This is a genomic window from Streptomyces sp. NPDC001401, assembly GCF_042895385.1.
GTDB lineage: Bacteria > Actinomycetota > Actinomycetes > Streptomycetales > Streptomycetaceae > Streptomyces.
Genome location: NZ_JBIAWI010000028.1, coordinates 51,039 through 71,551 on the forward strand (window position 1 = coordinate 51,039; position 20,513 = coordinate 71,551).

Here is a 20,513-nt window from a genome sequence, read left to right on the forward strand (position 1 = left end):
TCGCCGCTGAAGCAGTCAGACGTTGCACAGCCACCGTCACGGAGTACGTCACCGCACTCTCGGGGAGCGCATATGTACATCAGGGGCGACCACGCCGAGCTGGTCGTCGGGGGCCGCCTCGACGTCCGCAGCGCGGCGGACGCCCGTACGGTCCTGCACTCGGCCGTCGACGACGGAGCCGGCGACCTGGTGCTGGACCTGTCCGAACTGGACTCCTGGGACGCCACCGGACTCGGGGTGATCATGGGTGTCCACCGGCGGGCCGGCCGCTGCGGCCGGCGTCTGGTGCTGCGCGACGTTCCGCCGCAGATGCAGCGCCTGCTGGTGGCCACGCGCCTGCACCGGATCCTGGCGATCGAGGGCGGCATCGGGGTGGAGTCGCTGCCCCGCGTGTGACCCTTCGATGCAATCCTCACGAGACTGTGACGTCTCGCACGGCGCGGTACCCCGGGCTGTCGTAGATACTGAGCGAAGGTTTAGGGTTCGGTCGCCCGCTGCCTGACATCCCTGCAAGCGGGCCCGGACCAGAAGCGACAGCGCGGTGTGCAGCAAGGCCGGGAGGGGCTCAAGGCACACACGACGCTTTTGGGGGGCTTGAACCTATGGACCCGAACAACCGGGGACCCGAGGAGTACGGCCATGACGGCGACGGCAGTGCGCCGCGCCAGCGCCCGCCCAGGGACTCCCTCACAACGGACTTCGGGCAGCACACGCCCGCGCTCGCGCGCACGGTGCAGCTCGTCACGGGCGACTACCTGCTCACCGTCAACCCCGTCGACGGCAGCGAGATAGAGGCCTGCCCGCCGGGCGAGCGTCCGGGGCGGCCCGAGAAGCTGACGGCCGCCGAGCGTGCCGAGGTGAACCGCGCGGCCAAGCCGCCCGTTCCGCCGGGACCGGCCCAGCCGTCGCTGCATCTGCTGGAACGACAGGAGGAGCGCGAGCGCCTGGTCCGGCTGCTGGCCCGCGGCCGTTCCGTCCGTCTCACCGGCCCCGCGGGCTCCGGCCGCACCGCCCTCCTCGACCTCGTCGCCGAGGACTGCGCGGACCTCGCCCCCGACGGCGTCGTCCGTCTCAGCGGCTTCCACCGCACGGCGAGCGACCTGCTCTACGACCTCTTCTACGCCGTCTACAACGCGCCCCTGCACCGCCCGGAACAGGACGAACTGCTCGAACTCGTCCGGGACATCGGCGCGGTCGTCGTCCTCGACGACGTCGAGTTCGGCGGCGCCGGGCTCGACGAGCTGCTGGACGCGACGCCCGAGTGCGCCTTCGTCATCGGCGCGACGCCCGACGTGCCCGCACCCTCCGCCGACTCCACCCTCGAAGAGGTCTTCCTCGGCGGTCTCGACCGTGCGGGCGGCGTGGAGCTCATCGAGCGCGCCGTCGGCCGTGTGCTGACGGAGGAAGAGTCCAACTGGGCCGGCGACCTCTGGTTCGAGTCCGAGGGCCTGCCGCTGCGCTTCGTCCAGGCCGGCGCCCTGCTGCGCCAGCGCGACCAGCAGCGTGCCGGGGCCGGGGCCGTCGACGAGTTCGGTGTCTTCGAGGACGCCATCCCCGTGGACGCACCCTTTGACGCGTCTCTCGACGCCGAGAGCGACGACGTACCCCTGCCGTCGCTCGGCGAGGCCGCCGCACCCGCGCCGCTGCTGGCCTCCCGGCTCAGTGCCTCGGCGCGCGCCACGCTGCGGTTCGCCGTCGCGCTCGGCGGCGAGGTGCCGCACCAGGCGCATCTGCCCGCACTCGTCGGCGACACCCACGCGGACGCCGCCCTGGGTGAACTGGCCTCCTGCGGACTGGTCTCCGCGGTCGGCACCCGCTACCGGCTCGCCGCCGGAGTCCTCACGCAGCTCGAGGCCGCCGGATACGGCGACGACGTCGAGGCGCAGGCCCTGACCGCCGCCCAGCATTACGCCTGGTGGGCCGGGCACCCGTCGGTCACTCCGGAGCGCGTGTGCGCCGAGGCCGACGCCCTGCTCGCCGCGCTCGGCATCCTCGTGCCGGGCACCACCGCCCCGGCCGAGGGCGAGGAGAGCGTCACCGTGCAGCTGGCCCGCACGGCGGCGCCCGCGTTCGCCGCGGGCCTGCACTGGAGCGCCTGGGAGCGGGCGCTGCGGTCCGGTTCCGAGGCCGCCCGGCTCTCCGGCGAGGTGTCCGAACAGGCCTACTTCCAGCACGAGTTGGGCATCCTCGCACTCTGCGGCGGACAGCTCGACCGGGCCCGCGCCGAGCTGGAGGCCTCCATCGGGCTGCGCGGCGCACTCGCCGACAAGCGCGGCACGGTCGCGGGGCGCCGCGCCCTCGCCCTGGTCGCCGACCGCTCCGGCACCACGCCGGGCCTCGGCTCGACGGCGGGCGAGGAGGTCCCGGACGCGCGCTACGAGGAGTCGCAGTCGCCGCCCGGAGGAGTGCCGGCCGCGTTCCTGGCGAGCCCGCCGCAGCCTTCGTCCGGTGACACCTCGACGCTGGTCGTCCACCGGGCCACGTCCGGCCCGCCGCCCAAGTCCCACCGGGGCGGCATCCGCGGCCTCGCCCGGCGCAACCTCGTCGCGGCCGGCGCAGGTGCACTGCTCGCGGCCGTCCTCGGCACGGTCGTGACACTCGGCGCCACGTCCAACAACGACGCCAACAACCCGTCCGACAAGGTCGGCGTCAACCCGTCCGCCAGCGCGGGCACCGACGACGGCAGCCTCGGCGCCGACAAGCCGAAGAGCGACACCGGCACGGCGACGAGCCGCCCGACGGACCCGGGCCCCGACGGCACACTCGGCACCTCGGACGACCCGACGCCGCCGTCCGACACGACGCAGCCTTCGGACAACCCGAGTGGCACGAAGGGGTCGGGGGGCAGTACGACGAGCTCGCCGTCCAAGCCGTCTACGACCAAGCCGCCGACGAGCCCGTCCACGACCAGGCCGCCGACGACATCTCCGCCGACGACCTCGCAACCGCCGACCTCGTCCGCGCCGCCGACGACGACGCCGCCCACGTCTACCCCGCCGTCGTCCCCGACCACCTCCAACTCGGCCAGCGGCCCGGCGTCCAGCGCCCCCGCGTCCTCCAGCGCCCCGGCGACGACAAGCAGCTCGGCCAGCGCCCCCGCGAGCAGCAGCTCGGGCGCGGTGATCTGAGGTTCCGCGCAGACAGTGAGGGCCGGGTCCGTCGAACGGACCCGGCCCTCTTGGTCGTAGCAAACGAGCCGGAGGCTAGAACAAGCGCAGCTTGTCGTCCTCGATACCCCGCAGCGCGTCGTAGTCCAGCACCGCGCAGCCGATTCCGCGGTCCGTGGCGAGGACACGGGCCTGCGGCTTGATCTCCTGGGCCGCGAAGATGCCGCGGACGGGGGCGAGATGGGGATCCCGGTTCAGCAGCTCGAGGTAGCGGGTGAGCTGCTCCACGCCGTCGATCTCGCCGCGCCGCTTGATCTCGACCGCGACGGTCTGCCCCTCGGCGTCCCGGCACAGGATGTCGACCGGACCGATGGCCGTCATGTACTCGCGGCGGATGAGCGTGTAGCCGTCGCCGAGCGTCTCGATGCGGTCGGCGAGGAGCTCCTGAAGGTGTGCTTCCACGCCGTCCTTGATCAGGCCGGGATCCACGCCCAGTTCGTGCGAGGAGTCGTGGAGGATCTCCTCCATCGTGATGATCAGCTTCTCGCCCGCCTTGTTGATGACGGTCCAGACGCCGTCCTCGTCGCCCGCACCTTCCTTCAGCGTGCAGGGCGGGGACATCCAGTTCAGGGGCTTGTAGGCGCGGTCGTCCGCGTGGATGGAGACGCTGCCGTCGGCCTTCACCAGGATCAGGCGGGGTGCCGAGGGGAGATGGGCGGTGAGCCGGCCCGCGTAGTCCACGGAGCATCGGGCAATGACGAGACGCATGGTCGGCAACGCTACTGGACGGGTACCGGTCCACGCGATTCGCCCCGGAAGACCCGAGACAACCCATGTTCATTTGTGGCTGATTGTGTGCCCAATGAGGGCTCTCCATGTACGCATTTTCCTGGTGCCGTCACCGTCCGTTGCTTACCGTAGTAAACGGGAGGTCGCGAGGCGGGTACTGAGCGTGTTCGGTATCGCGAACTCCCCTATCTGTCCGGCAACCCCTGTCGACCACGGGGGTGCGAGAGGAGAACCCATGTCGCTCGACGTCTCACCGGCCCTACTCGAAAAGGCCGAGCGAGGCGAGGTCGACGAAGCAGAATTCGTCGACTGCGTCCGGACCTCCCTGCCTTACGCATGGGAGATGATCAGCTCCCTGGTGGCTCAGCTGAAGGTGGACGGCGGAAACTTCGCCGACAACCAGACGCCCCCGCCGGACGAGCAGGCACGCGGACAGCTGCTGCGTGCGCTCGCGAGTGACGCGATACGCGGCGCGCTGCAGAGGCACTTCGGTGTGCGGCTGGCCTTCCAGAACTGCCACCGGGTGGCGGTGTTCCCGCTGGACGCCTCGGTCGACGAGACGCTGGCCCGCTTCACCTCGGTCCGCAGTCAGCTGCTCAACCAGTCCCCGGAGTTCCGGGACTGCTGAGGAGCAAGCCGCTCGCTTGCCGCTCCGTACGCGGGAGGTGCATTCAGTACTGGGGCGGCAAGCTCCGCTGCCGGGCAGGCCCGTTCAACCGAGGTGCGGGAGCACCTCGGCACCCAGCCGCCGTACGTTCTCCTCGGTGGCCGCCAGGTCTCCCGAGCCCTCCACGAGCAGGGCGAAGCGGGAGATTCCGGTCCGCTCGCTGGTCGCGGCGAGCCGGTCGGCGCACAGGCGCGGGGTGCCCACCGGGTGCAGTCCGCAGAGCAGTTCGGTGTATGCCAGCGGGTCGCGCATCTGCCGGGTCCGGCCGTCCACCGTGACATGCGCCTCCAGTCCCTGCTTCAGCCAGCCCGGCATCGCCTTCGTCAGTGCCTCCACGGCGTCCGTACGCCGGTCCGCGATCTGGCAGACGCCGGCCGAGACATGGGCCGCGCCCTGGACCGTCTCCGCGGAATGTCCGGCGGCGCGCGCGAGCTGCCGCCACAGGGCGACCATCTCGGCCTTCTCCTCGTCACCCACATGCATGCCGAGCAGCATCGGCAGTCCGCGCTCGGCGGCCTGCCGCACACTCGACGGCGAGGTGCACGCGACGACCACCTCGGGGCCCGCCGTCTCCGACAGGGACTCCGACGGCCTTGGTACGACGGGCACTTCACGGAAACCGAAGCGCTCGCCCATGGCCCCGACCGACGGCTCGCGCAGCCAGCGCACCAGCAGATCGAGGGATTCGGGGAACCCCTCCTCGTACGCCTTGATGCCCGAGCCGAACACCTCCAGGTCGACCCAGGGCCCGCCGCGCCCCACGCCCAGCGAGAAGCGCCCGCCGGACGTGATGTGCAGCAGCGCGGCCTGCTCGCCGACCGCCACCGGGTGGGCGGTGGGCAGTACGGTGACCGCCGTACCGACCCGGAGCCTGCGGGTCCGGCCGAGCAGTAACGCCGCCAGTGTGATCGCCGACGGGCACGTCCCGTACGGCACGAAGTGGTGCTCGGCCAGCCAGACCGAGTCAAGACCCGCTTCCTCGGCGACCTCGGCCGAGCGGACCGCGCGGTGCAGCGCCTCCCCCTGGCCCTGCCCCGGGAACTGGGCCGCCAACACGAAACTTCCTACGCGCATTGCTTTTCCTGCTTCCTTGGCTCCGACGCGGAGCTCCCCCACCCGCATAACCGTCTGACACGTGCCGAGGACACGGCCTGGCGAAGAGATTTGCGGATTGTCTGCAAAATGGGTGGTCTCGGCGGGACGGGGGCCGGCCGGTGCTCTACGCGTACCCCCGTCCGCGCCCCGTAGGCTGGACACGACCCGTGCTTCCTGTATAGCCCCGTGAGGTGTCCCGTGTCCCCGCGTCGCAACCGACCCAAGGGTGCCGACCCGTCGGACTCGTCCGGCCGGAGCGCCGAGGACGACCGCCCCGGCCGTTACGGCGGCTGGCAGTCCACCGAGAGCTGGCAGGGCGAGGAGTGGAGCGTGCGGCACGTGGCGGGCGCGAGCGCACAGGGCAAGACGTACCGCTGCCCCGGCTGCGACCAGATGATCCCCTCCGGTGTCCCGCACGTGGTGGCCTGGCCGGAGCACTCGGGCGTCGACGAGCGCCGCCACTGGCACAAGGCGTGCTGGAACGCGAAGGACCGCCGCACCACGCGGGTGCAGCGGTCCCGTAACGCGCCGAAGTTCTGAACCTGTCCTAGACGTCGCGCATCTGGATCTGCACTAGACGTCGCGCTTCTGCAGCAGCGCGATCGCGCCGGCGAAGGCGACGGCCGTCACGCCCAGGGCGATCCACACCGGGTCCCAGCCGGTCGGGCCGGTGTCGCTGAGGGAGTTGGAGTAGAAGGCGCCGAGCTGGTTCGGGATCGAGTAGTCGAACAGGGCCTGGCGCACGTCCTCCAGGGCCGACGAGAACATGAACAGCGCGATCACCAGCGGCGCCAGCACGAGGCCGATCATGATGGTGATGGCGCCCGCCGAGTGCCGGATGATCGAGCCGACGACGAGCGAGAGCAGCCCGAGCAGCGCGATGTAGAACGAGATGCCGAACGTGCCCTTCAGCCAATCGCTGCCGGACGGCTCCTTGGCGCCCTGCAGCATGGCCACGTCCGCGAGGGCGACGAGGAGCACCGACACGAACGTGACGGTGAACGCCACCGCGAAGAACACGATCGCCTTCGCCGCCAGCACGCGCGCGCGTGACGGGCACGCGGTCATCGTGGTCCGGATCATGCCGGTGCCGTACTCCGAGGCCGTGGTCAGCACGCCGAGCGTGATGATGCACATGCTGCCGAGGAGCAGCCCGAACACGCCGAAGGACAACGGGTTCTGGCCCCTGAGGCTGTCCTCCGCCTGGTTGGCGGCGACCAGCGCGGCGGTCAGCAGACCGATGCCGACGACGAGCAGCACGAACACGCCGAGCGTCCACATCGTGGAGCGCACCGATCTGATCTTCGTCCACTCCGAGGAGATCGCGTGCCCCAGGTGGGTGCGCACGACGGGGATCGGCGAGGTGTAGCCGGGGTACGGCGAACCGGGCGCCGCCGCCTGCCAGTCGGGTGCGGCGGCCTGCGGCATCGGGGGCTGCGGGGTGCTCATCGGGCGTCCTCGGGCTTGGTCAGGTCGGCGGGGGCGGCGGAGGCGGGGGGCTGCGGCGGCGCGGCCGGCGTCTGGGGCGCCGCGGGCGCCGGCTGGGCGTACGGGTTGGGCCGGTCCGCGCCGGGTGCGCCCGGAGCGCCGTACGGACCCGCCGGGGGCTGCCCGGCGCCGTACGGACCCGGCTGGCCCTGTGGCATCGCGAACGGCTGCCCGCCCTCCTGGGGCGACGGCGGGGCGTACCAGTCCGGCTGGCCCTGCCCGGGTACCGGCATCGGCGGCTGTGCGCCGGGCGGCAGCGGCTGCATGAGCCCCGACTTCTGGTCGGTGGTCGAGCGGTAGTCGACGGCCCCCTGCGTCATCCGCATGTACGCCTCCTCCAGCGAGGCCTGGTGCGGCGACAGCTCCCACAGGCGTACGTCGGCCTCGTGCGCGATGTCGCTGATGCGGGGGAGCGGCAGTCCCGTGATCCGCAGGGCGCCGTCCTGCTCGGGCAGCACGTGCCCGCCCGCCTCGGTGAGTGCGCCTGTCAGCTTCTCGCGCAGCTGCGGCTCGGTGTCCGGCGTGCGCACGCGCGCGAAGTCGGCGGAGTTCGCCGAGATGAAGTCCTTGACGCTCATGTCGGACAGCAGCTGTCCGCGCCCGATCACGATGAGGTGGTCGGCGGTCAGCGCCATCTCGCTCATCAGGTGGGAGGAGACGAAGACCGTACGGCCCTCGGCGGCGAGCGCCTTCATGAGGTTGCGCACCCAGAGGATGCCCTCGGGGTCGAGGCCGTTGACCGGCTCGTCGAACAGCAGCACCTGGGGGTCGCCGAGCAGAGCGGCGGCGATGCCGAGCCGCTGCCCCATGCCGAGGGAGAAGCCCTTGGAGCGCTTTCTGGCCACTTCCTGCAGCCCGACCACGCCCAGCACCTCGTCGACCCGGCGCGCCGGGATGCCGGACAGCTGGGCCAGGCACAGCAGGTGGCTGCGGGCCGACCGGCCGCCGTGCACGGCCTTGGCGTCGAGCAGGGCGCCCACCTGGCGGGGGGCGTTGGGCAGCTTGGGGTACGGGTAGCCGCCGATCGTCACCTGCCCCGCGGTGGGGTTGTCCAGGCCGAGGATCATGCGCATCGTCGTCGACTTGCCGGAGCCGTTGGGCCCCAGGAAGCCGGTGACGGCACCGGGCCGCACCTGGAAGGAAAGGTTGTAGACGGCGGTCTTGTCGCCGTAGCGCTTGGTCAGGCCGACAGCCTCGATCATGCTCCGCACCCATCGAAAGGATCAGGACAGCAGGGCACACGCCCCCGTAAGGGTTAGGAGGATATCGAGCGGCTGACGGTTCCGCTCAAGAGCAAGTAAAAGGTGTGCCCCCGCTTACGCATCCCGTTTCTTCAGCAACACATACCCGCCGAGCAGCGCGGCAAGCGCCCACAGCACCATGATCCCGAGGCCGCCGTACGGGCCGTACGGGGTGTCGTCGTCGATCCGCGGGACCACCTGCATGATCTTGCTGCCGGCCTGGTCGGGCAGGAACCGGCCGATCTTCTTCGTCGCGTCGACGTTGCCGAGGATGTTGGAGATCAGGAAGAAGAACGGCATCAGGATGCCCAGCGACAGCATCGGCGAGCGGAGCATCGCGGCGACGCCCATCGAGAACACCGCGATGAGGGTCATGTAGATGCCGCCGCCGATCACGGCGCGCAGGACGTGCGGATCGCCGATCGAGGCCCGGTGCGAGCCGAGCATCGCCTGTCCGAGGAAGAAGGCGACGAAGCCGGTCGCCATGCCGACGGCGAGCGCGAGGCCGGTCGCCACGGCGATCTTGCTGAACAGGAAGGTGCCGCGCTGCGGTACGGCGGCCAGCGAGGTGCGGATCATGCCGGTGCTGTACTCGTTCGAGACGACGAGCACCCCGAACACGATCATCGCGAGCTGGCCGAGGCTCATGCCCGCGAAACTGATGAAGGTCGGGTCGAAGGTGAGCCGGTCCTGCCGGCTCATCTTGTCGAACTCGTGCCTGGACAGCGCCGAGATCAGCATGCCGAGGGCGACGGTGACGACGACGGCGAGGGAGAGTGTCCACACCGTGGACGCCACCGACCGGATCTTGGTCCACTCGGACCGCACGACCTGAATCGCCGCCATGCTCAGCTCCTCTTCCAGTCCTCGCCCCAGTGCTGCTGCCCGGGGGGCGTCTCGAAGGGCGTCCCGACGGGTGTGTCGGCGTGCGCGTGGTACTCCACCGACTCCGCGGTCAGCTGCATGAACGCCTCCTCCAGGGAGGCCTGCTGCGGGCTCAGCTCGTGCAGCACGATCTGGTGCTGCGCGGCCAGTTCGCCGATCTGCTCGGCCTTGCCGCCGTCCACCTCCAGCGCCCCGCTGCCGGACTCGATGACGGTGACGCCGGCCTCGTGCAGCACGTCGAGCAGCCGCTCGCGCTGCGGCGAGCGGATCCGGATGTACGAGCGCGAGTTCCGCTCGATGAAGTCGGCCATGGAGGTGTCGGCGAGCAGCCGCCCCTGGCCGATCACGACGAGATGGTCGGCGGTCAGCGCCATCTCGCTCATGAGATGGGAGGAGACGAAGACGGTCCGCCCCTGGGCGGCCAGGGCCTTCATCAGATTGCGGATCCAGTGGATGCCCTCGGGGTCGAGGCCGTTGACCGGCTCGTCGAACATCAGGATCCGCGGGTCGCCGAGCAGCGCACCCGCGATCCCGAGCCGCTGCCCCATGCCCAGCGAGAACCCCTTGGCCTTCTTCTTCGCGACCGCCGTGAGGCCCACGGTGTCGAGGACCTCGGCCACCCGCCGCTGCGGGATGCCGTTGCTCTGCGCGAGGCACAGCAGATGGTTGAAGGCGCTGCGGCCGCCGTGCACGGCCTTGGCGTCCAGCAGGGCGCCGATGTACTTCAGGGGGTCCTTGAGGTGGTCGTAGTGCTTGCGGTCGATCCGGACGTCCCCCGCGGTGGGCCGGTCGAGGCCCAGCATCATCCGCATCGTCGTCGACTTGCCGGCCCCGTTCGGCCCGAGGAACCCGGTCACCATGCCGGGTCTGACGGTGAAGGTGAGGTTGTTGACCGCCAGTTTCTCGCCATAGCGCTTGGTCAGGCCCTCGAGCTCGATCATGTGGTCACGCTAAGACCGGGGTTCGGTGGCTGCCACTTGAGCGGGCGCCGGGCTCGCCTCGGGCTGCCGAAGGAGCAGGGCCGGGTCGGCCGCGCTCATGCCGAGGCCATGGGCGAGGGGAGCGGCGCAAGGACACGCCAAAGGCCCGCACCCTCGGGGGAGATGGTGCGGGCCCCTGCTGCCGTCAGGCGGTGTTACCGGGTCTGCTGAGCCGGAACCCCACGGGAGATCGGCTCGTCCTCGGCCGGCGAACCGGCCGCGGCCACCGCGGCGCCCGTGAGCGTCGCGAGCATCTCGCGGACGTTCGTCAGCTGGGCGTTGATGCTGTCGCGGCGGTTGGTGAGGGCGGCCAGCTCGCGCTCGGATTCCGAACGGATCCGGTCGGCCTTGGCGTTCGCGTCGGCCACGATGTCCTCGGCCTGGCGCTGGGCCGTCTCCACCGTCTGGCGGGCGCGGCGCTCGGCGTCGGTGCGCAGCTTCTCGGCCTCCAGGCGGAGCTGCTCCGCGCGGTGCTCGATCTCCGCGAGGCGCTTCTCGGCCTTGGCCTGACGGGACGCCAGGTCGCGCTCGGACTGCTCGCGGCGCTTGGCGAGGTTCGTCTCGAAGTCGGCGGCGGCCTGCGCGGCCTTGGCGCGGGTCTCCTCGAAGAGGGCGTCGGCCTCCTCGCGCTTGGACTGAGCGTCCTTCTGCGCCTCGGAACGCAGCTGGGAGGCGTCGCTCTTGGCCTTCTCGACGATCCGGACGCCCTCGTCCTCGGCCTTGGCCTTGCGCTCCGCAGCGAACGATTCTGCGTCGTTGCGGACCTGCTGGGCCGCCGACTCCGCAAGTTCGCGGTGCTGCTCGGCCGCGCGACGGGCCTCCTCGCGCAGATCCTTGGCCTCTTCCTCGGCGAGGCGGAGGATCTTCTCGACACGCGCGCCGAGACCGGCGTACGACGGCTCTGCGTCGGTTACCTGAGCCTGGGCGTTCTGCGTCTCGAGGTGGAGCTCCTCGATGCGCTTTTCCAGAGCGGTGATGCGGGCGAGAGCGCTGTCACGGTCGGAGACGAGCTTGGAGATTCGTTCGTCCACCTGAGCGCGGTCGTACCCACGCCGCACAAGCTCGAAGCCGTAGGGGGAAGTGTCGCTCATGGGGTTCCTGTCAAATGAGACCGGTGAGGTGATAGGGGGAATCCTAGGGGCCGAAGCGGTGTGTCATCGAGCGGATACGTGTTTGATCTGGAGAATGACACCCCTTTTGAGTGGCTAACCCTCGGACCACTTGCCAAAAAATTGGTCAAAGGCCCCAGACGACGCCCGATTTGGACCTGTCGATCAGCTGTCCGACGGCTTACCCGAACGAGGGGCGCCGACCGTGGCGCCCGCCTTGACGCCACCGTCCTTGCCCGCAGTCGGGGCCTCGAAAGACTCCAACGCCTCCAGGACGTCCTGGACACGGGAGATCTCGGCGTTGATGTCCTCGCGCCGGCGCACCAGGATCTCCAGCTCGCGCTTTCCCTCCTCGACGGTGCGCCTGGCCTCGCGGATCGCCTCGGCCTTGAGCTCCTCGGCCTCCTTCACGAGCGCCGACTTCTTCTGCTCGGCCTCCTTCAGGAGCCCCTCGGCCTTCTTGACGGCGGCGATACGGACCTTGCCCGCCTCGGAGTTCGCCTCCGAGACCAGCTCCTTGGCCTTCGCCTGCGCCTTGGCCAGCTGCTCCTCGGCGGCCTTGATGAGCGCGTCGCAGCGGTCGCCCGCCGACTTCATCGTCTCGGCGGACTCCCGGCGGGCCCGCTCGTGCAGCGCCTCGATCTCGCCGGTGATGCGGTCGCGCAGCTCCTCGGCGCGCTCGCGGATGGAGGTGGCGTCCCGGCGGGCGCCGACGAGCAGTTCGTCCGCGTCCGTACGGGCCTTCTCGACCCGCGAATTGCCCTCGACCGTCGCCTCCGACACCAGGCGGTCGGCCTCCTTGCGGGCCGCGCCCACCATGGTGTCGGCCTGCGACTCCGCTTCGGCGGTGGTCTTGTGGGCCTGCTGCTGCGCCTCGGAGAGCAGCTTGTCGGCCTCGGCCGTGGTCTCCGTGATGAGCGTGTCGACCTGCTCGGCCACGTCCTGGCGCCGCTTGTTCGCGTCCCTGCGGGCCTCGTCGAGGGTGTGCTCGGCCTCCGCGCGCGCGGCGTTGACCAGCCGCTCGGCCTCCGCCGCCGCGTCGGCCTTGACCCGCTCCGACTCGCTGCGGATCCGCTCGGCGTGCTGCTGCGCGGAGCCGACCGTGTCGGCGGCCTCGGCGCGCAGCCGCTCCGCGTCCCCGGTGGCGTCCGCGATGAGCTTCTCGGCCTTGGCGACCGCCTCGGCCCGCACCCGCTCGGCCTCCGCGACCGTCTCGGTGCGCAGCTGATCGGTGTCCCGAACGGTATCCGTGGTGAGCCGCTCGGCCTCGCCCCGCGCCTCGGTGATGAGGGTGTCCGCCTGCGTGGCCGCGTCCGAGCGGATGCGGTTGGCGTCCTCGCGGGCGTCCGCCCGGGTGCGCGCCGCCGCCTGGTCGGCCTCGGCGATCGCGTCCGACGCCTCCGTACGCACCCGCTGGGCGTACTCGGCCGCGTCCGAACGCAGTCGCTCCGACTCCGCGATCGCCTCCGAAACCGTGCGCTCGGCAAGCGACTTGGCGGCGTCCGTCTCCTCGGCCGCCTCCCGCCGGATACGGCCCGCGTCCTCGCTGGCCCGCTCCCGCTCGGCGTACGCGTCGGCGCGGACCCGGTCCGCCTCCTCCTGCGCCTCGCGCCGGGTACGGTCCGCCGCGTGCTCGGCGGCGCTGCGCAGCCCGGTGATCTCCTCCTGGGCCTGCTCGTGCAGCCCGGCCACCGAGTCCCGCACCTGCTGGGCGTGCTGCTCGGCGCCCGAGACCATCTCGTTCGCGCGCCGGTCGGCCTCCTCGACCAGCCGCACCGCCTCGGCCTGTGCCTCCTCCACGCGGTTGCGCGCGGAGGCCAGCAGCTCCTCGCTCTGCTCGCGGGCCCGCTCGCGCTCCTGGTCCGCCTCGGTGCGCGCGGCGCCGAGGGTCTCCTCGGCCTCGCGACGGCGCCGGTTGGCCTCCTCCTGCGCGGCGGCCAGCGTCTCGGACGCCTCGGTACCGAGCCGCTCGGCGGCGGCCAGCGCCTCCGCCCGCACCCGGTCTGCGCTGTCCTGCGCCTCCGACTTCAGCCGCTCCGCCTCCGCGGCGGCCTCGGACCGCAGCCGTACGGCGATGGCCTCGCCCTCGGCACGCGAGGCGGACGCGTCCGACGCGGCCTCGTTGCGCAGCCGCTCGGCCTCCGTCTCGGCCTGTGCCTGCAGGGTGCGGATCCGCTCGGCGGCCTCGCCGCGCAGCCGCTCGCTCTCCTCGGCGGCCTCACGACGGATCCGCGACGCCTCGTCACGGGCGTCGGTCAGTGCCTGCTCGGCGGCGGCGAGGCGCTCCTCGGCCTCCGTGTGCAGCCGCGTCAGCTCCTCGGTGGCTTCCGCACGGCGCGCCTCTATGGCCCGCTCGGTCTCCTCGTGCAGCTCGCGCGCGGCCCGCTCGGCGTCGGCCTTGATGCCCTCGGACTGCTCGACGACCTCCTCGCGGTGCCGCTCGGCCTCCTGGCGGGTGCGCTGGAGGGTCTCCTCGGCCTGCCGCCGCAGCGTGGTCGCCCGCTCGATGGCCTCCGTACGGACCTTCTCGCTGTCCGTCGTGGCCTTCTGGCGCAGCTCGTCCGCGTCCTGCCGGGACTTCGCCAGCAGCTCCTCGGCGGTCTTGGCCGCCTCCTCGATCTGCTGTACGGCCTCCCTGCGGGCCTCCGCGCGGATCTTCTCGCCCTCGGCGACCGCCTCGGCGCGCAGCTGCTCGGCCTCGCCGCGCAGCCGGCGCGCCTCCTCCTGCAGCTCGACCGTCTTGGCGCGGTACTCCTTGGTGTCGTCCTTCGCCGAGCCCTTGAGCTGCTCGGCGATGTCGTGCGCCTCGGCGCGCAGCCGGTCGGCCTCGGCCTCGGCCTCGCGGCGGATCCGCTCGGCCTCCTCGGCGGCTGCCTTGGTGGTGTTCTGCGCGTCCTCCTGCGCCTTGTTGAGGACGTCCTCGGCGGTCTTGGCCGCCTTCGACAGCTGGGTCGCGCTCTCCTCGGCGGTGATCGTGCGGGCCTTCTCGGAGGCCTCGGCGACGATCCGCTCGGCCTCGGAGCGGGCGTCGGCGACGACCTGCTCGGCGTCCGACTTGGTGGCCTCGGCCTCCTTGGTGGCCTCCTCGACCAGCCGGGCGACCTGCTCCTTCGCCGTACGCGTGCGCTGCTCGTTCGTCGACTCGGCGCTGGCGAGAGCCTTCTCGGCCGCCGCCGTGGCCTCGGTGACGAGCTTGTCGGCCTCGGTCTGGGCCTTGCGCAGCGCCTCCTCGGCCTCCGCCATGCGCTGCTCGGCGGCCCGGCTCAGCTCCTGCGACTGGCGACGGGCGGAGTCCGACTCCGAGGCGGTGGAGGTGCGCAGCTGCTCCGCGTGGTCGGTGGCCTCCTGGGCCTGGGAGGACGCGGCGTTCAGCAGCCGCTCGGCGTCCGTACGGGCCCTCAGCAGCAGCTGGTCGGCCTCCGCGCGGGCCTCCTCGGCCTCGCTCTGCAGCCGCTGCCGGGCCTCGGAAGCGATCCGCTCGGCCTCGGCACGCGCCGTGGCCATGGCCTGCTCGGCCTCGGCACGGGACTCGTCGAGCAGCCGACGGGCCTGGGACTCCGTACGGGCGCGCAGCTGCTCCGCCCATGCCACGTTCTCGTTGACGTGCGACTCGACGGTCTGGCGGCGCTCCGCCAGCTCCTGGTCCAGCTGCTGGCGGCGGGTGACCGCCTCCTGGTGCAGTTCGGCCTGCAGCCGGGCCGCGTTCTCCGCGTGCTCCTGCAGGATGCGCTGGGTCTGCGCCCGCGCCTGGCTCAGCTCGCGCTCGGCGTCCTGACGCAGCTGGTCGGCCTGGATCTGCGCGTTCCGCAGCAGCTGCTCGGCCTGGTAGCCGATGTCACCGCCGTCGAAGGCGGGCCGGGACATGATGGTGCGGCGCGCCTCGTGCAGCTTGGCGCGCAGCACCTCGACCTGGTAGCCGAGGTCCTCGGCGTGCTGGATCGCCTTTTCCCGCTCGGTCTTCAGCCGCTCCATCTCGGCCTCGAACCGAGAGAGGTGGTCGACGTCAGCCGCCGGCTCTCGCTCCTGGCGTTCGTAGCCCCGCACTGCGCGGTCCCATCCGTCCCCTGGTCGCAAGTCTGGCCAAACGAGCTCCGTCCATCCGCCGAACGGGGCCCCCGGGGAATGGTGTCAGATCAACGGCGGAGCATGGGCTGCTGCCCCGACGCTCGCCCCCCGAAACCCGGACCCCGGCGTGCGGTCACCCCCCAAGAAGCGGCGACCGCCCCCAACCCTACCGGCCCATATGTACGGGGGTCAGTGCTCAGGTGACTCAACAGGCGCCGAAGTGACCAGTTCTGTCAGAACGCCGTGGCAGTCCTTGGGGTGCAGGAACGTGATTCGTGACCCCATGGAGCCGCGCCGGGGCTCTTCGTACAGAACGCGTACGCCCTTGTCCCTGATGTCGGCCGCGTCGCCGTCCACATCCGCCGTACCGAAAGCGATGTGGTGGACACCCTCGCCGTTCTTGTCGAGCCACTTCGCGACGGTCGAGTCCGGTCGCGTCGGCTCCAGAAGCTGCAGGTAGGAGGCGCCCCCGTCGGACGTATCGTTGATTTTGAGCATGGCCTCGCGGACGCCCTGCTCCTCGTTGACCTCGGAGTGGAACACCTCGAAGCCGTATGTGGCCCGATAGAACTCGACAGTTTTGTCGAGGTCGAAACAGGCGATCCCGATGTGGTCGATTCGCGTCAGCATGTTTGTCAGTGCAGCGCTCTTCGGATGGTTACGCAACGTGCCAGCGATCACACCGACCGCCGGGTGACGGCACGGAGTGCCACTCAGTACATTCGAAGTAAACCCTCGTTCACTCCTCGGCAGTGCAGCCGGAAGGGGATCGCAGCTCATGTCTGGATCGAACAGCACGACCTCGGTGATCGTCGCGGGCGCCCGGACGCCCATGGGACGGTTGCTGGGCTCGCTCAAGTCCTTCTCCGGAGCCGACCTCGGCGGCTTCGCGATCAAGGCCGCCCTCGACCGTGCGGGGATCGGTGGCGACCAGGTGCAGTACGTGATCATGGGTCAGGTGCTGCAGGCCGGGGCAGGGCAGATCCCGGCACGCCAGGCCGCCGTCAAGGCCGGCATCCCGATGAACGTCCCGGCGCTCACCGTCAACAAGGTGTGTCTGTCCGGCCTCGACGCCATCGCGCTCGCCGACCAGCTGATCCGCGCCGGCGAGTTCGACGTGATCGTCGCGGGCGGCCAGGAGTCCATGACCAACGCGCCCCACCTGCTGCCGAAGTCCCGCGAGGGCTTCAAGTACGGCGCGATCGAGATGCTCGACGCGATGGCCCACGACGGCCTGACCGACGCCTTCGAGAACATCGCCATGGGCGAGTCGACGGAGAAGCACAACACGCGCCTGGGCATCCAGCGCCCCGAGCAGGACGAGATCGCCGCCCTGTCCCACCAGCGCGCCGCCGCCGCCCAGAAGAACGGCATCTTCGAGGCCGAGATCACCCCGGTCGAGATCCCGCAGCGCAAGGGCGACCCGGTCCTCTTCAGCAAGGACGAGGGCATCCGCGGCGACACCACCGCTGAGTCCCTGGGCAAGCTGCGCCCGGCGTTCACCAAGGACGGCACGATCACCGCCGGCACCTCCTCGCAGATCTCGGACGGTGCGGCGGCCGTGGTCGTGATGAGCAAGGCCAAGGCGCAGGAACTGGGCCTGGACTGGATCGCCGAGATCGGCGCCCACGGCAATGTGGCGGGCCCGGACAACTCGCTCCAGTCGCAGCCGTCCAACGCGATCCTGCACGCCCTGAAGAAGGAGGGCCTGGAGGTCGAGGACCTGGACCTCGTCGAGATCAACGAGGCCTTCGCCGCCGTGGCCGTGCAGTCAATGAAGGACCTCGGAGTTTCAACAGAAAAGGTGAATGTCAACGGCGGCGCCATCGCCCTGGGCCACCCCATCGGCATGTCCGGCGCCCGGCTCGTCCTGCACCTGGCGCTGGAGCTGAAGCGCCGGGGCGGCGGCGTGGGTGCGGCCGCGCTGTGCGGCGGCGGCGGTCAGGGTGACGCGCTGATCGTGCGGGTACCCAAGGCCTGAGTTCTCCTTCGTATGTCCCTCCTTCGTACGTCGATCCCTGACGTCGATCTCTGAACGGAGCTGTGATGCAGGACGTCTCCTCTCTGGTGGCCCAGGCCAGGGAAGGCCGGCCGCGGGCCGTGGCCCGGCTGATCTCGCTGGTCGAGGGGGCGTCCCCGCAGCTCAGGGAGGTCATGGAGGCGCTGGCGCCGCTGACGGGGAACGCGTACGTGGTCGGCCTGACCGGTTCCCCGGGCGTCGGCAAGTCCACGTCGACCTCGGCGCTGGTGACGGCGTACCGCAAGCAGGGCAGGCGGGTCGGCGTCCTGGCCGTCGACCCGTCGTCCCCGTTCTCCGGCGGCGCACTGCTCGGCGACCGCGTGCGCATGTCGGAGCACGCCTCCGACCCCGGCGTGTACATCCGCTCGATGGCGACCCGGGGCCACCTCGGCGGCCTCGCGTGGGCCGCCCCGCAGGCGATCCGTGTGCTGGACGCGGCGGGCTGCGACGTGATCCTGGTCGAGACGGTCGGTGTCGGCCAGTCGGAGGTCGAGATCGCCTCCCAGGCGGACACCAGCGTGGTCCTGCTGGCCCCGGGGATGGGCGACGGCATCCAGGCGGCGAAGGCCGGAATCCTGGAGATCGGTGACGTCTACGTCGTCAACAAGGCCGACCGCGACGGCGCCGACGCCACGGCCCGCGAGCTGAACCACATGCTGGGCCTGGGCGAGTCCCGCGGCCCCGGCGACTGGCGCCCGCCGATCGTCAAGACGGTCGCCGCGCGCGCCGAGGGCATCGACGAGGTTGTCGAGGCCCTGGAGAAGCACCGGGCGTGGATGGAGGAGCGCGGAGTCCTGGCCGAGCGCCGCCGCGCCCGCGCCTCCCGCGAGGTCGAGACCATCGCCGTCACGGCCCTGCGTGAACGCATCGGCGACCTGCACGGCGACCGCCGCCTGAGCGCACTGGCGGAACGGATCGTGGCCGGGGAGCTGGACCCGTACCGCGCGGCGGACGAACTGGTGGCGGGGCTGACGCAGGGCTGAGGCGCTTCACTGCCTGCTATTGCGTGGTCAACTCCTGGGCCGCGCTGATACGTTGATGTGCATGTACCTCCTCTTGGCATAGGGCACGCCCCGGCCCGCGCACGGCAAACGGTGACCGACCGCAGCCGGCGCGCGGCAATCAGGCGTCCCCTTTCCCTGCCTCGAGTCGAGGAATTGCCGTGTCTTCCATGTCAGTCGCACGGCGGCCGTCGTATGCCGTCGTGCTCCGCATCCCGCATGCCCGTCGCACCTTCGCAGCCGCTCTGCTCGGCAGGCTGTCGTACGGAATCGTCCCCCTGTCGGTGATGCTCGCCGTGAACCGCGCCTCGGGGTCGTACGCGGTCGCGGGCTCCGTCATGGCGCTGTTCGGCGCCACCAGCGTCTTCCTGTCGCCCGCCCGGGCCGCCCTGATCGACCGGCACGGGCCGCGCCGCGCACTGGTCCCGATGGTCACGGCCTACGCGGCCCTGCTCGGGCTGCTCACGCTGCTCGTCCGGCGCCCCGGTGCCGTCTCACCGCTCGTCCTGGGCGCCATGACCGCCGCGGCAGGAGCCTGCACTCCTCCGCTGGGCCCGACCATGCGCGCCGTGTGGGGCCGGCTCGCTCCGGACCGTGCCCTGTTGCAGCGTGCCTACAGCCTCGACGGCGTCGCCGAGGAACTGCTCTTCGTCTCGGGACCGCTCCTGGTAGGCGTCCTCGTCGGCTTCGCTCCGCCGATGGCCGGCATCGTCTTCGGGACGGCACTGATCGTGGCGGGGACGGCCGGGTTCGTCACGTCGCCGGCTGTGGGAGCGGTGCGTCCCGTCGAGGCGGATGCGGGGCAGGGGGTCCGTCCGCGGCAGGAAGCCGGGCGGAGCGCTGCCGGGCGGAGTGTGCTGCGCGGCATTCTTCGGCCCGTCGTCGCTGCCGCGGGCGTCGGGCTGACGCTGGGCGTGGTCGACCTGGTGGTGGTGGCCTTTGCCGAGCAGCGGCACTACGGCGATGGCGCGGTCGCGTGGACGCTGGCCGCCCTGTCCGCCGGCAGTGCCGTCGGCGGTCTGGTCAACGGGGCCGTCGACTGGCGCATCCCGGCCCGGGTGCGACTGCCCCCGACGGCGGCGGGCCTGGGGGTGGCGTTGCTCGGTGCCGGGCTCGCCCCCGGGCTCGGAACGCTCGCCGTCGCTCTGGCGACAGCAGGGTTCTTCGTCTCGCCCGCGCTGACCACCGCCTATCTGATCGCCGACGACGCGGCGGCCCCGGAGACACGGGTCCGGGCCGGCGCCTGGGTCAACACGGGTGTGAACGCGGGCAGTACGGCGGGCGCGGCCGTAGCGGGGCTGCTGGTGAGCGGGATGCCGACGGCACTGTGCTTCGCTGCGGCCGGCGCGGCGGCCCTGCTGACGGCCCTGGCCACCGCGAGGGGCACCCGTGAGCCGAGTGCCCCTCGCACGGTGCCGGAACGGGACGGCGAGGAGGCCGTACCCGTCGCGTGACGGCACGTCAGTCGTCGTCGCCCCGGCCGTCGTGGTCGGCGTCCTTGTGGTCCTGGGTGACCTTGCCCGTGTGCGCGTCGACCTTCCACTCGCCCTTGGGGGTCTCGACGCTCCAGGCCGCGGGGCCGTCGTCGTCCCGGTCGACCTCGGTGACCGTGCCCTTCGGCGCGACGGCCAGGGCGGCCTCGCGGGCGTCCACGCCCGTGCCCTTCAGGGCGGCGAGGTCGTCGCTGCCGTCGTCGGTGTCGCGGTGGGCGCCGACGACCTTGCCGGTGGTGGGGGAGACCCGGACCGTGTACTCGGCGCCGTCGCCCTTGACGACGTCCACCTCCCAGGCGTTCGTGCCGTCGTCGTCACGGTCGGCGGCGACGGCCGTGCCCGGCGTGTGCTGCAGGGCGGCGGCGATGGCGCCGGCGGCAGTGACCTTGCCGCTTGCGGCCGCCGGGAGGCTCGCTTGACGCTTCGTCGGCGCCGCGTCGCCGCCTCCCACCGCGAAGGCCGCGGCGGTGCCGCCGCCGACGAGCGCGGCCGCGGCGACGGTGGCGATGACGATGTTGCGCTTCATACGGGTTCCTCCCGAGTCGTTCGGTTTCTGTGGGAACCACACTCGCG

At 71.5% G+C, this 20,513-nt stretch carries 17 protein-coding genes; 7 read left to right on the forward strand and 10 right to left on the reverse strand.

Annotated features, from left to right (window positions below; all coding sequences use genetic code 11):
- Positions 1 to 72 precede the first annotated feature (72 nt).
- The gene (locus ACFY10_RS50865; protein WP_016438220.1) at positions 73 to 396 is read left to right on the forward strand and encodes an STAS domain-containing protein; all 324 of its coding nucleotides are present in this window, start codon (positions 73 to 75) and stop codon (positions 394 to 396) included.
- Positions 397 to 602: 206 nt separating this feature from the next.
- Positions 603 to 3,128 (forward strand): ATP-binding protein, encoded by a 2,526-nt coding sequence (locus ACFY10_RS50870; RefSeq protein WP_390672232.1) that lies wholly within the window; start codon positions 603 to 605, stop codon positions 3,126 to 3,128.
- A 75-nt stretch (positions 3,129 to 3,203) separates the two neighbouring features.
- Here the strand turns inward: ACFY10_RS50870 and nucS are convergent, their stop codons facing one another.
- A complete protein-coding gene (nucS, locus tag ACFY10_RS50875) occupies positions 3,204 to 3,875 on the reverse strand; it encodes an endonuclease NucS (RefSeq protein ID WP_390672233.1) in 672 nt (223 codons plus the stop codon).
- 256 nt (positions 3,876 to 4,131) lie between these two features.
- Here nucS and ACFY10_RS50880 point away from each other — a divergent pair, with 256 nt between their 5' ends.
- Positions 4,132 to 4,524, forward strand: coding sequence for an SCO5389 family protein (locus ACFY10_RS50880; protein ID WP_232652334.1), 393 nt, complete (start codon positions 4,132 to 4,134; stop codon positions 4,522 to 4,524).
- Between the two features lie 84 nt (positions 4,525 to 4,608).
- On the opposite strand, the gene ACFY10_RS50885 is transcribed toward ACFY10_RS50880, so the two are convergent.
- Positions 4,609 to 5,637, reverse strand: coding sequence for an LLM class flavin-dependent oxidoreductase (locus ACFY10_RS50885; protein ID WP_390672234.1), 1,029 nt, complete (start codon positions 5,635 to 5,637; stop codon positions 4,609 to 4,611).
- Positions 5,638 to 5,856: 219 nt separating this feature from the next.
- On the opposite strand from ACFY10_RS50885, the gene ACFY10_RS50890 reads away from it, so the two are divergent.
- Positions 5,857 to 6,198: an ATP/GTP-binding protein gene (locus tag ACFY10_RS50890; RefSeq protein WP_390672235.1), complete on the forward strand. Its 342-nt coding sequence runs from the start codon at positions 5,857 to 5,859 to the stop codon at positions 6,196 to 6,198.
- A gap of 33 nt (positions 6,199 to 6,231) precedes the next feature.
- Here ACFY10_RS50890 and ACFY10_RS50895 read toward each other — a convergent pair whose 3' ends face one another.
- From ACFY10_RS50895 to mce, 7 genes are all read right to left on the reverse strand, one after another.
- The gene (locus ACFY10_RS50895) at positions 6,232 to 7,107 is read right to left on the reverse strand and encodes an ABC transporter permease (RefSeq protein ID WP_390672236.1); all 876 of its coding nucleotides are present in this window, start codon (positions 7,105 to 7,107) and stop codon (positions 6,232 to 6,234) included.
- The gene (locus ACFY10_RS50900; protein WP_390672237.1) at positions 7,104 to 8,348 is read right to left on the reverse strand and encodes an ATP-binding cassette domain-containing protein; all 1,245 of its coding nucleotides are present in this window, start codon (positions 8,346 to 8,348) and stop codon (positions 7,104 to 7,106) included. The genes ACFY10_RS50895 and ACFY10_RS50900 overlap by 4 nt, the downstream gene beginning before the upstream one ends.
- A gap of 114 nt (positions 8,349 to 8,462) precedes the next feature.
- On the reverse strand, positions 8,463 to 9,233 hold the full coding sequence (locus ACFY10_RS50905; RefSeq protein WP_390672238.1) for an ABC transporter permease: 771 nt from the start codon (positions 9,231 to 9,233) through the stop codon (positions 8,463 to 8,465).
- A 2-nt stretch (positions 9,234 to 9,235) separates the two neighbouring features.
- The gene (locus ACFY10_RS50910; RefSeq protein WP_390672239.1) at positions 9,236 to 10,213 is read right to left on the reverse strand and encodes an ABC transporter ATP-binding protein; all 978 of its coding nucleotides are present in this window, start codon (positions 10,211 to 10,213) and stop codon (positions 9,236 to 9,238) included.
- A 194-nt stretch (positions 10,214 to 10,407) separates the two neighbouring features.
- On the reverse strand, positions 10,408 to 11,343 hold the full coding sequence (locus tag ACFY10_RS50915; protein ID WP_030950047.1) for a cellulose-binding protein: 936 nt from the start codon (positions 11,341 to 11,343) through the stop codon (positions 10,408 to 10,410).
- Positions 11,344 to 11,526: 183 nt separating this feature from the next.
- Positions 11,527 to 15,405 carry a polarized growth protein Scy gene (scy, locus tag ACFY10_RS50920; RefSeq protein ID WP_390672240.1) on the reverse strand — a complete coding sequence of 1,293 codons (3,879 nt, stop codon included), beginning with the start codon at positions 15,403 to 15,405 and terminating at the stop codon, positions 11,527 to 11,529.
- 210 nt (positions 15,406 to 15,615) lie between these two features.
- On the reverse strand, positions 15,616 to 16,056 hold the full coding sequence (mce, locus tag ACFY10_RS50925) for a methylmalonyl-CoA epimerase (RefSeq protein WP_390672241.1): 441 nt from the start codon (positions 16,054 to 16,056) through the stop codon (positions 15,616 to 15,618).
- A gap of 148 nt (positions 16,057 to 16,204) precedes the next feature.
- On the opposite strand from mce, the gene ACFY10_RS50930 reads away from it, so the two are divergent.
- From ACFY10_RS50930 to ACFY10_RS50940, 3 genes are all read left to right on the forward strand, one after another.
- Entirely contained in the window at positions 16,205 to 17,407 is a 1,203-nt protein-coding gene (locus ACFY10_RS50930) for an acetyl-CoA C-acetyltransferase (RefSeq protein ID WP_390672242.1), read from the forward strand.
- A gap of 65 nt (positions 17,408 to 17,472) precedes the next feature.
- Complete coding sequence (gene meaB, locus ACFY10_RS50935) at positions 17,473 to 18,429, forward strand: methylmalonyl Co-A mutase-associated GTPase MeaB (RefSeq protein ID WP_390672243.1); 957 nt, start codon at positions 17,473 to 17,475, stop codon at positions 18,427 to 18,429.
- A gap of 188 nt (positions 18,430 to 18,617) precedes the next feature.
- Entirely contained in the window at positions 18,618 to 19,901 is a 1,284-nt protein-coding gene (locus ACFY10_RS50940; protein WP_390672244.1) for an MFS transporter, read from the forward strand.
- Between the two features lie 7 nt (positions 19,902 to 19,908).
- Here ACFY10_RS50940 and ACFY10_RS50945 read toward each other — a convergent pair whose 3' ends face one another.
- Entirely contained in the window at positions 19,909 to 20,466 is a 558-nt protein-coding gene (locus ACFY10_RS50945; RefSeq protein ID WP_390672245.1) for a PepSY domain-containing protein, read from the reverse strand.
- Positions 20,467 to 20,513: the final 47 nt, after the last annotated feature.

Coding starts and splice junctions, on each gene's coding strand:
- ACFY10_RS50930 (WP_390672242.1), top strand. CDS start 16,205: ATGTCTGGATCGAACAGCACGACCTCGGTGATCGTCGCGGGCGCCCGG.
- ACFY10_RS50865 (WP_016438220.1), top strand. CDS start 73: ATGTACATCAGGGGCGACCACGCCGAGCTGGTCGTCGGGGGCCGCCTC.
- ACFY10_RS50945 (WP_390672245.1), bottom strand. CDS start 20,466: ATGAAGCGCAACATCGTCATCGCCACCGTCGCCGCGGCCGCGCTCGTC.
- ACFY10_RS50885 (WP_390672234.1), bottom strand. CDS start 5,637: ATGCGCGTAGGAAGTTTCGTGTTGGCGGCCCAGTTCCCGGGGCAGGGC.
- ACFY10_RS50940 (WP_390672244.1), top strand. CDS start 18,618: ATGTCAGTCGCACGGCGGCCGTCGTATGCCGTCGTGCTCCGCATCCCG.
- ACFY10_RS50880 (WP_232652334.1), top strand. CDS start 4,132: ATGTCGCTCGACGTCTCACCGGCCCTACTCGAAAAGGCCGAGCGAGGC.
- nucS (WP_390672233.1), bottom strand. CDS start 3,875: ATGCGTCTCGTCATTGCCCGATGCTCCGTGGACTACGCGGGCCGGCTC.
- ACFY10_RS50870 (WP_390672232.1), top strand. CDS start 603: ATGGACCCGAACAACCGGGGACCCGAGGAGTACGGCCATGACGGCGAC.
- mce (WP_390672241.1), bottom strand. CDS start 16,056: ATGCTGACGCGAATCGACCACATCGGGATCGCCTGTTTCGACCTCGAC.
- meaB (WP_390672243.1), top strand. CDS start 17,473: ATGCAGGACGTCTCCTCTCTGGTGGCCCAGGCCAGGGAAGGCCGGCCG.
- ACFY10_RS50915 (WP_030950047.1), bottom strand. CDS start 11,343: ATGAGCGACACTTCCCCCTACGGCTTCGAGCTTGTGCGGCGTGGGTAC.
- ACFY10_RS50905 (WP_390672238.1), bottom strand. CDS start 9,233: ATGGCGGCGATTCAGGTCGTGCGGTCCGAGTGGACCAAGATCCGGTCG.
- ACFY10_RS50910 (WP_390672239.1), bottom strand. CDS start 10,213: ATGATCGAGCTCGAGGGCCTGACCAAGCGCTATGGCGAGAAACTGGCG.
- ACFY10_RS50895 (WP_390672236.1), bottom strand. CDS start 7,107: ATGAGCACCCCGCAGCCCCCGATGCCGCAGGCCGCCGCACCCGACTGG.
- ACFY10_RS50900 (WP_390672237.1), bottom strand. CDS start 8,348: ATGATCGAGGCTGTCGGCCTGACCAAGCGCTACGGCGACAAGACCGCC.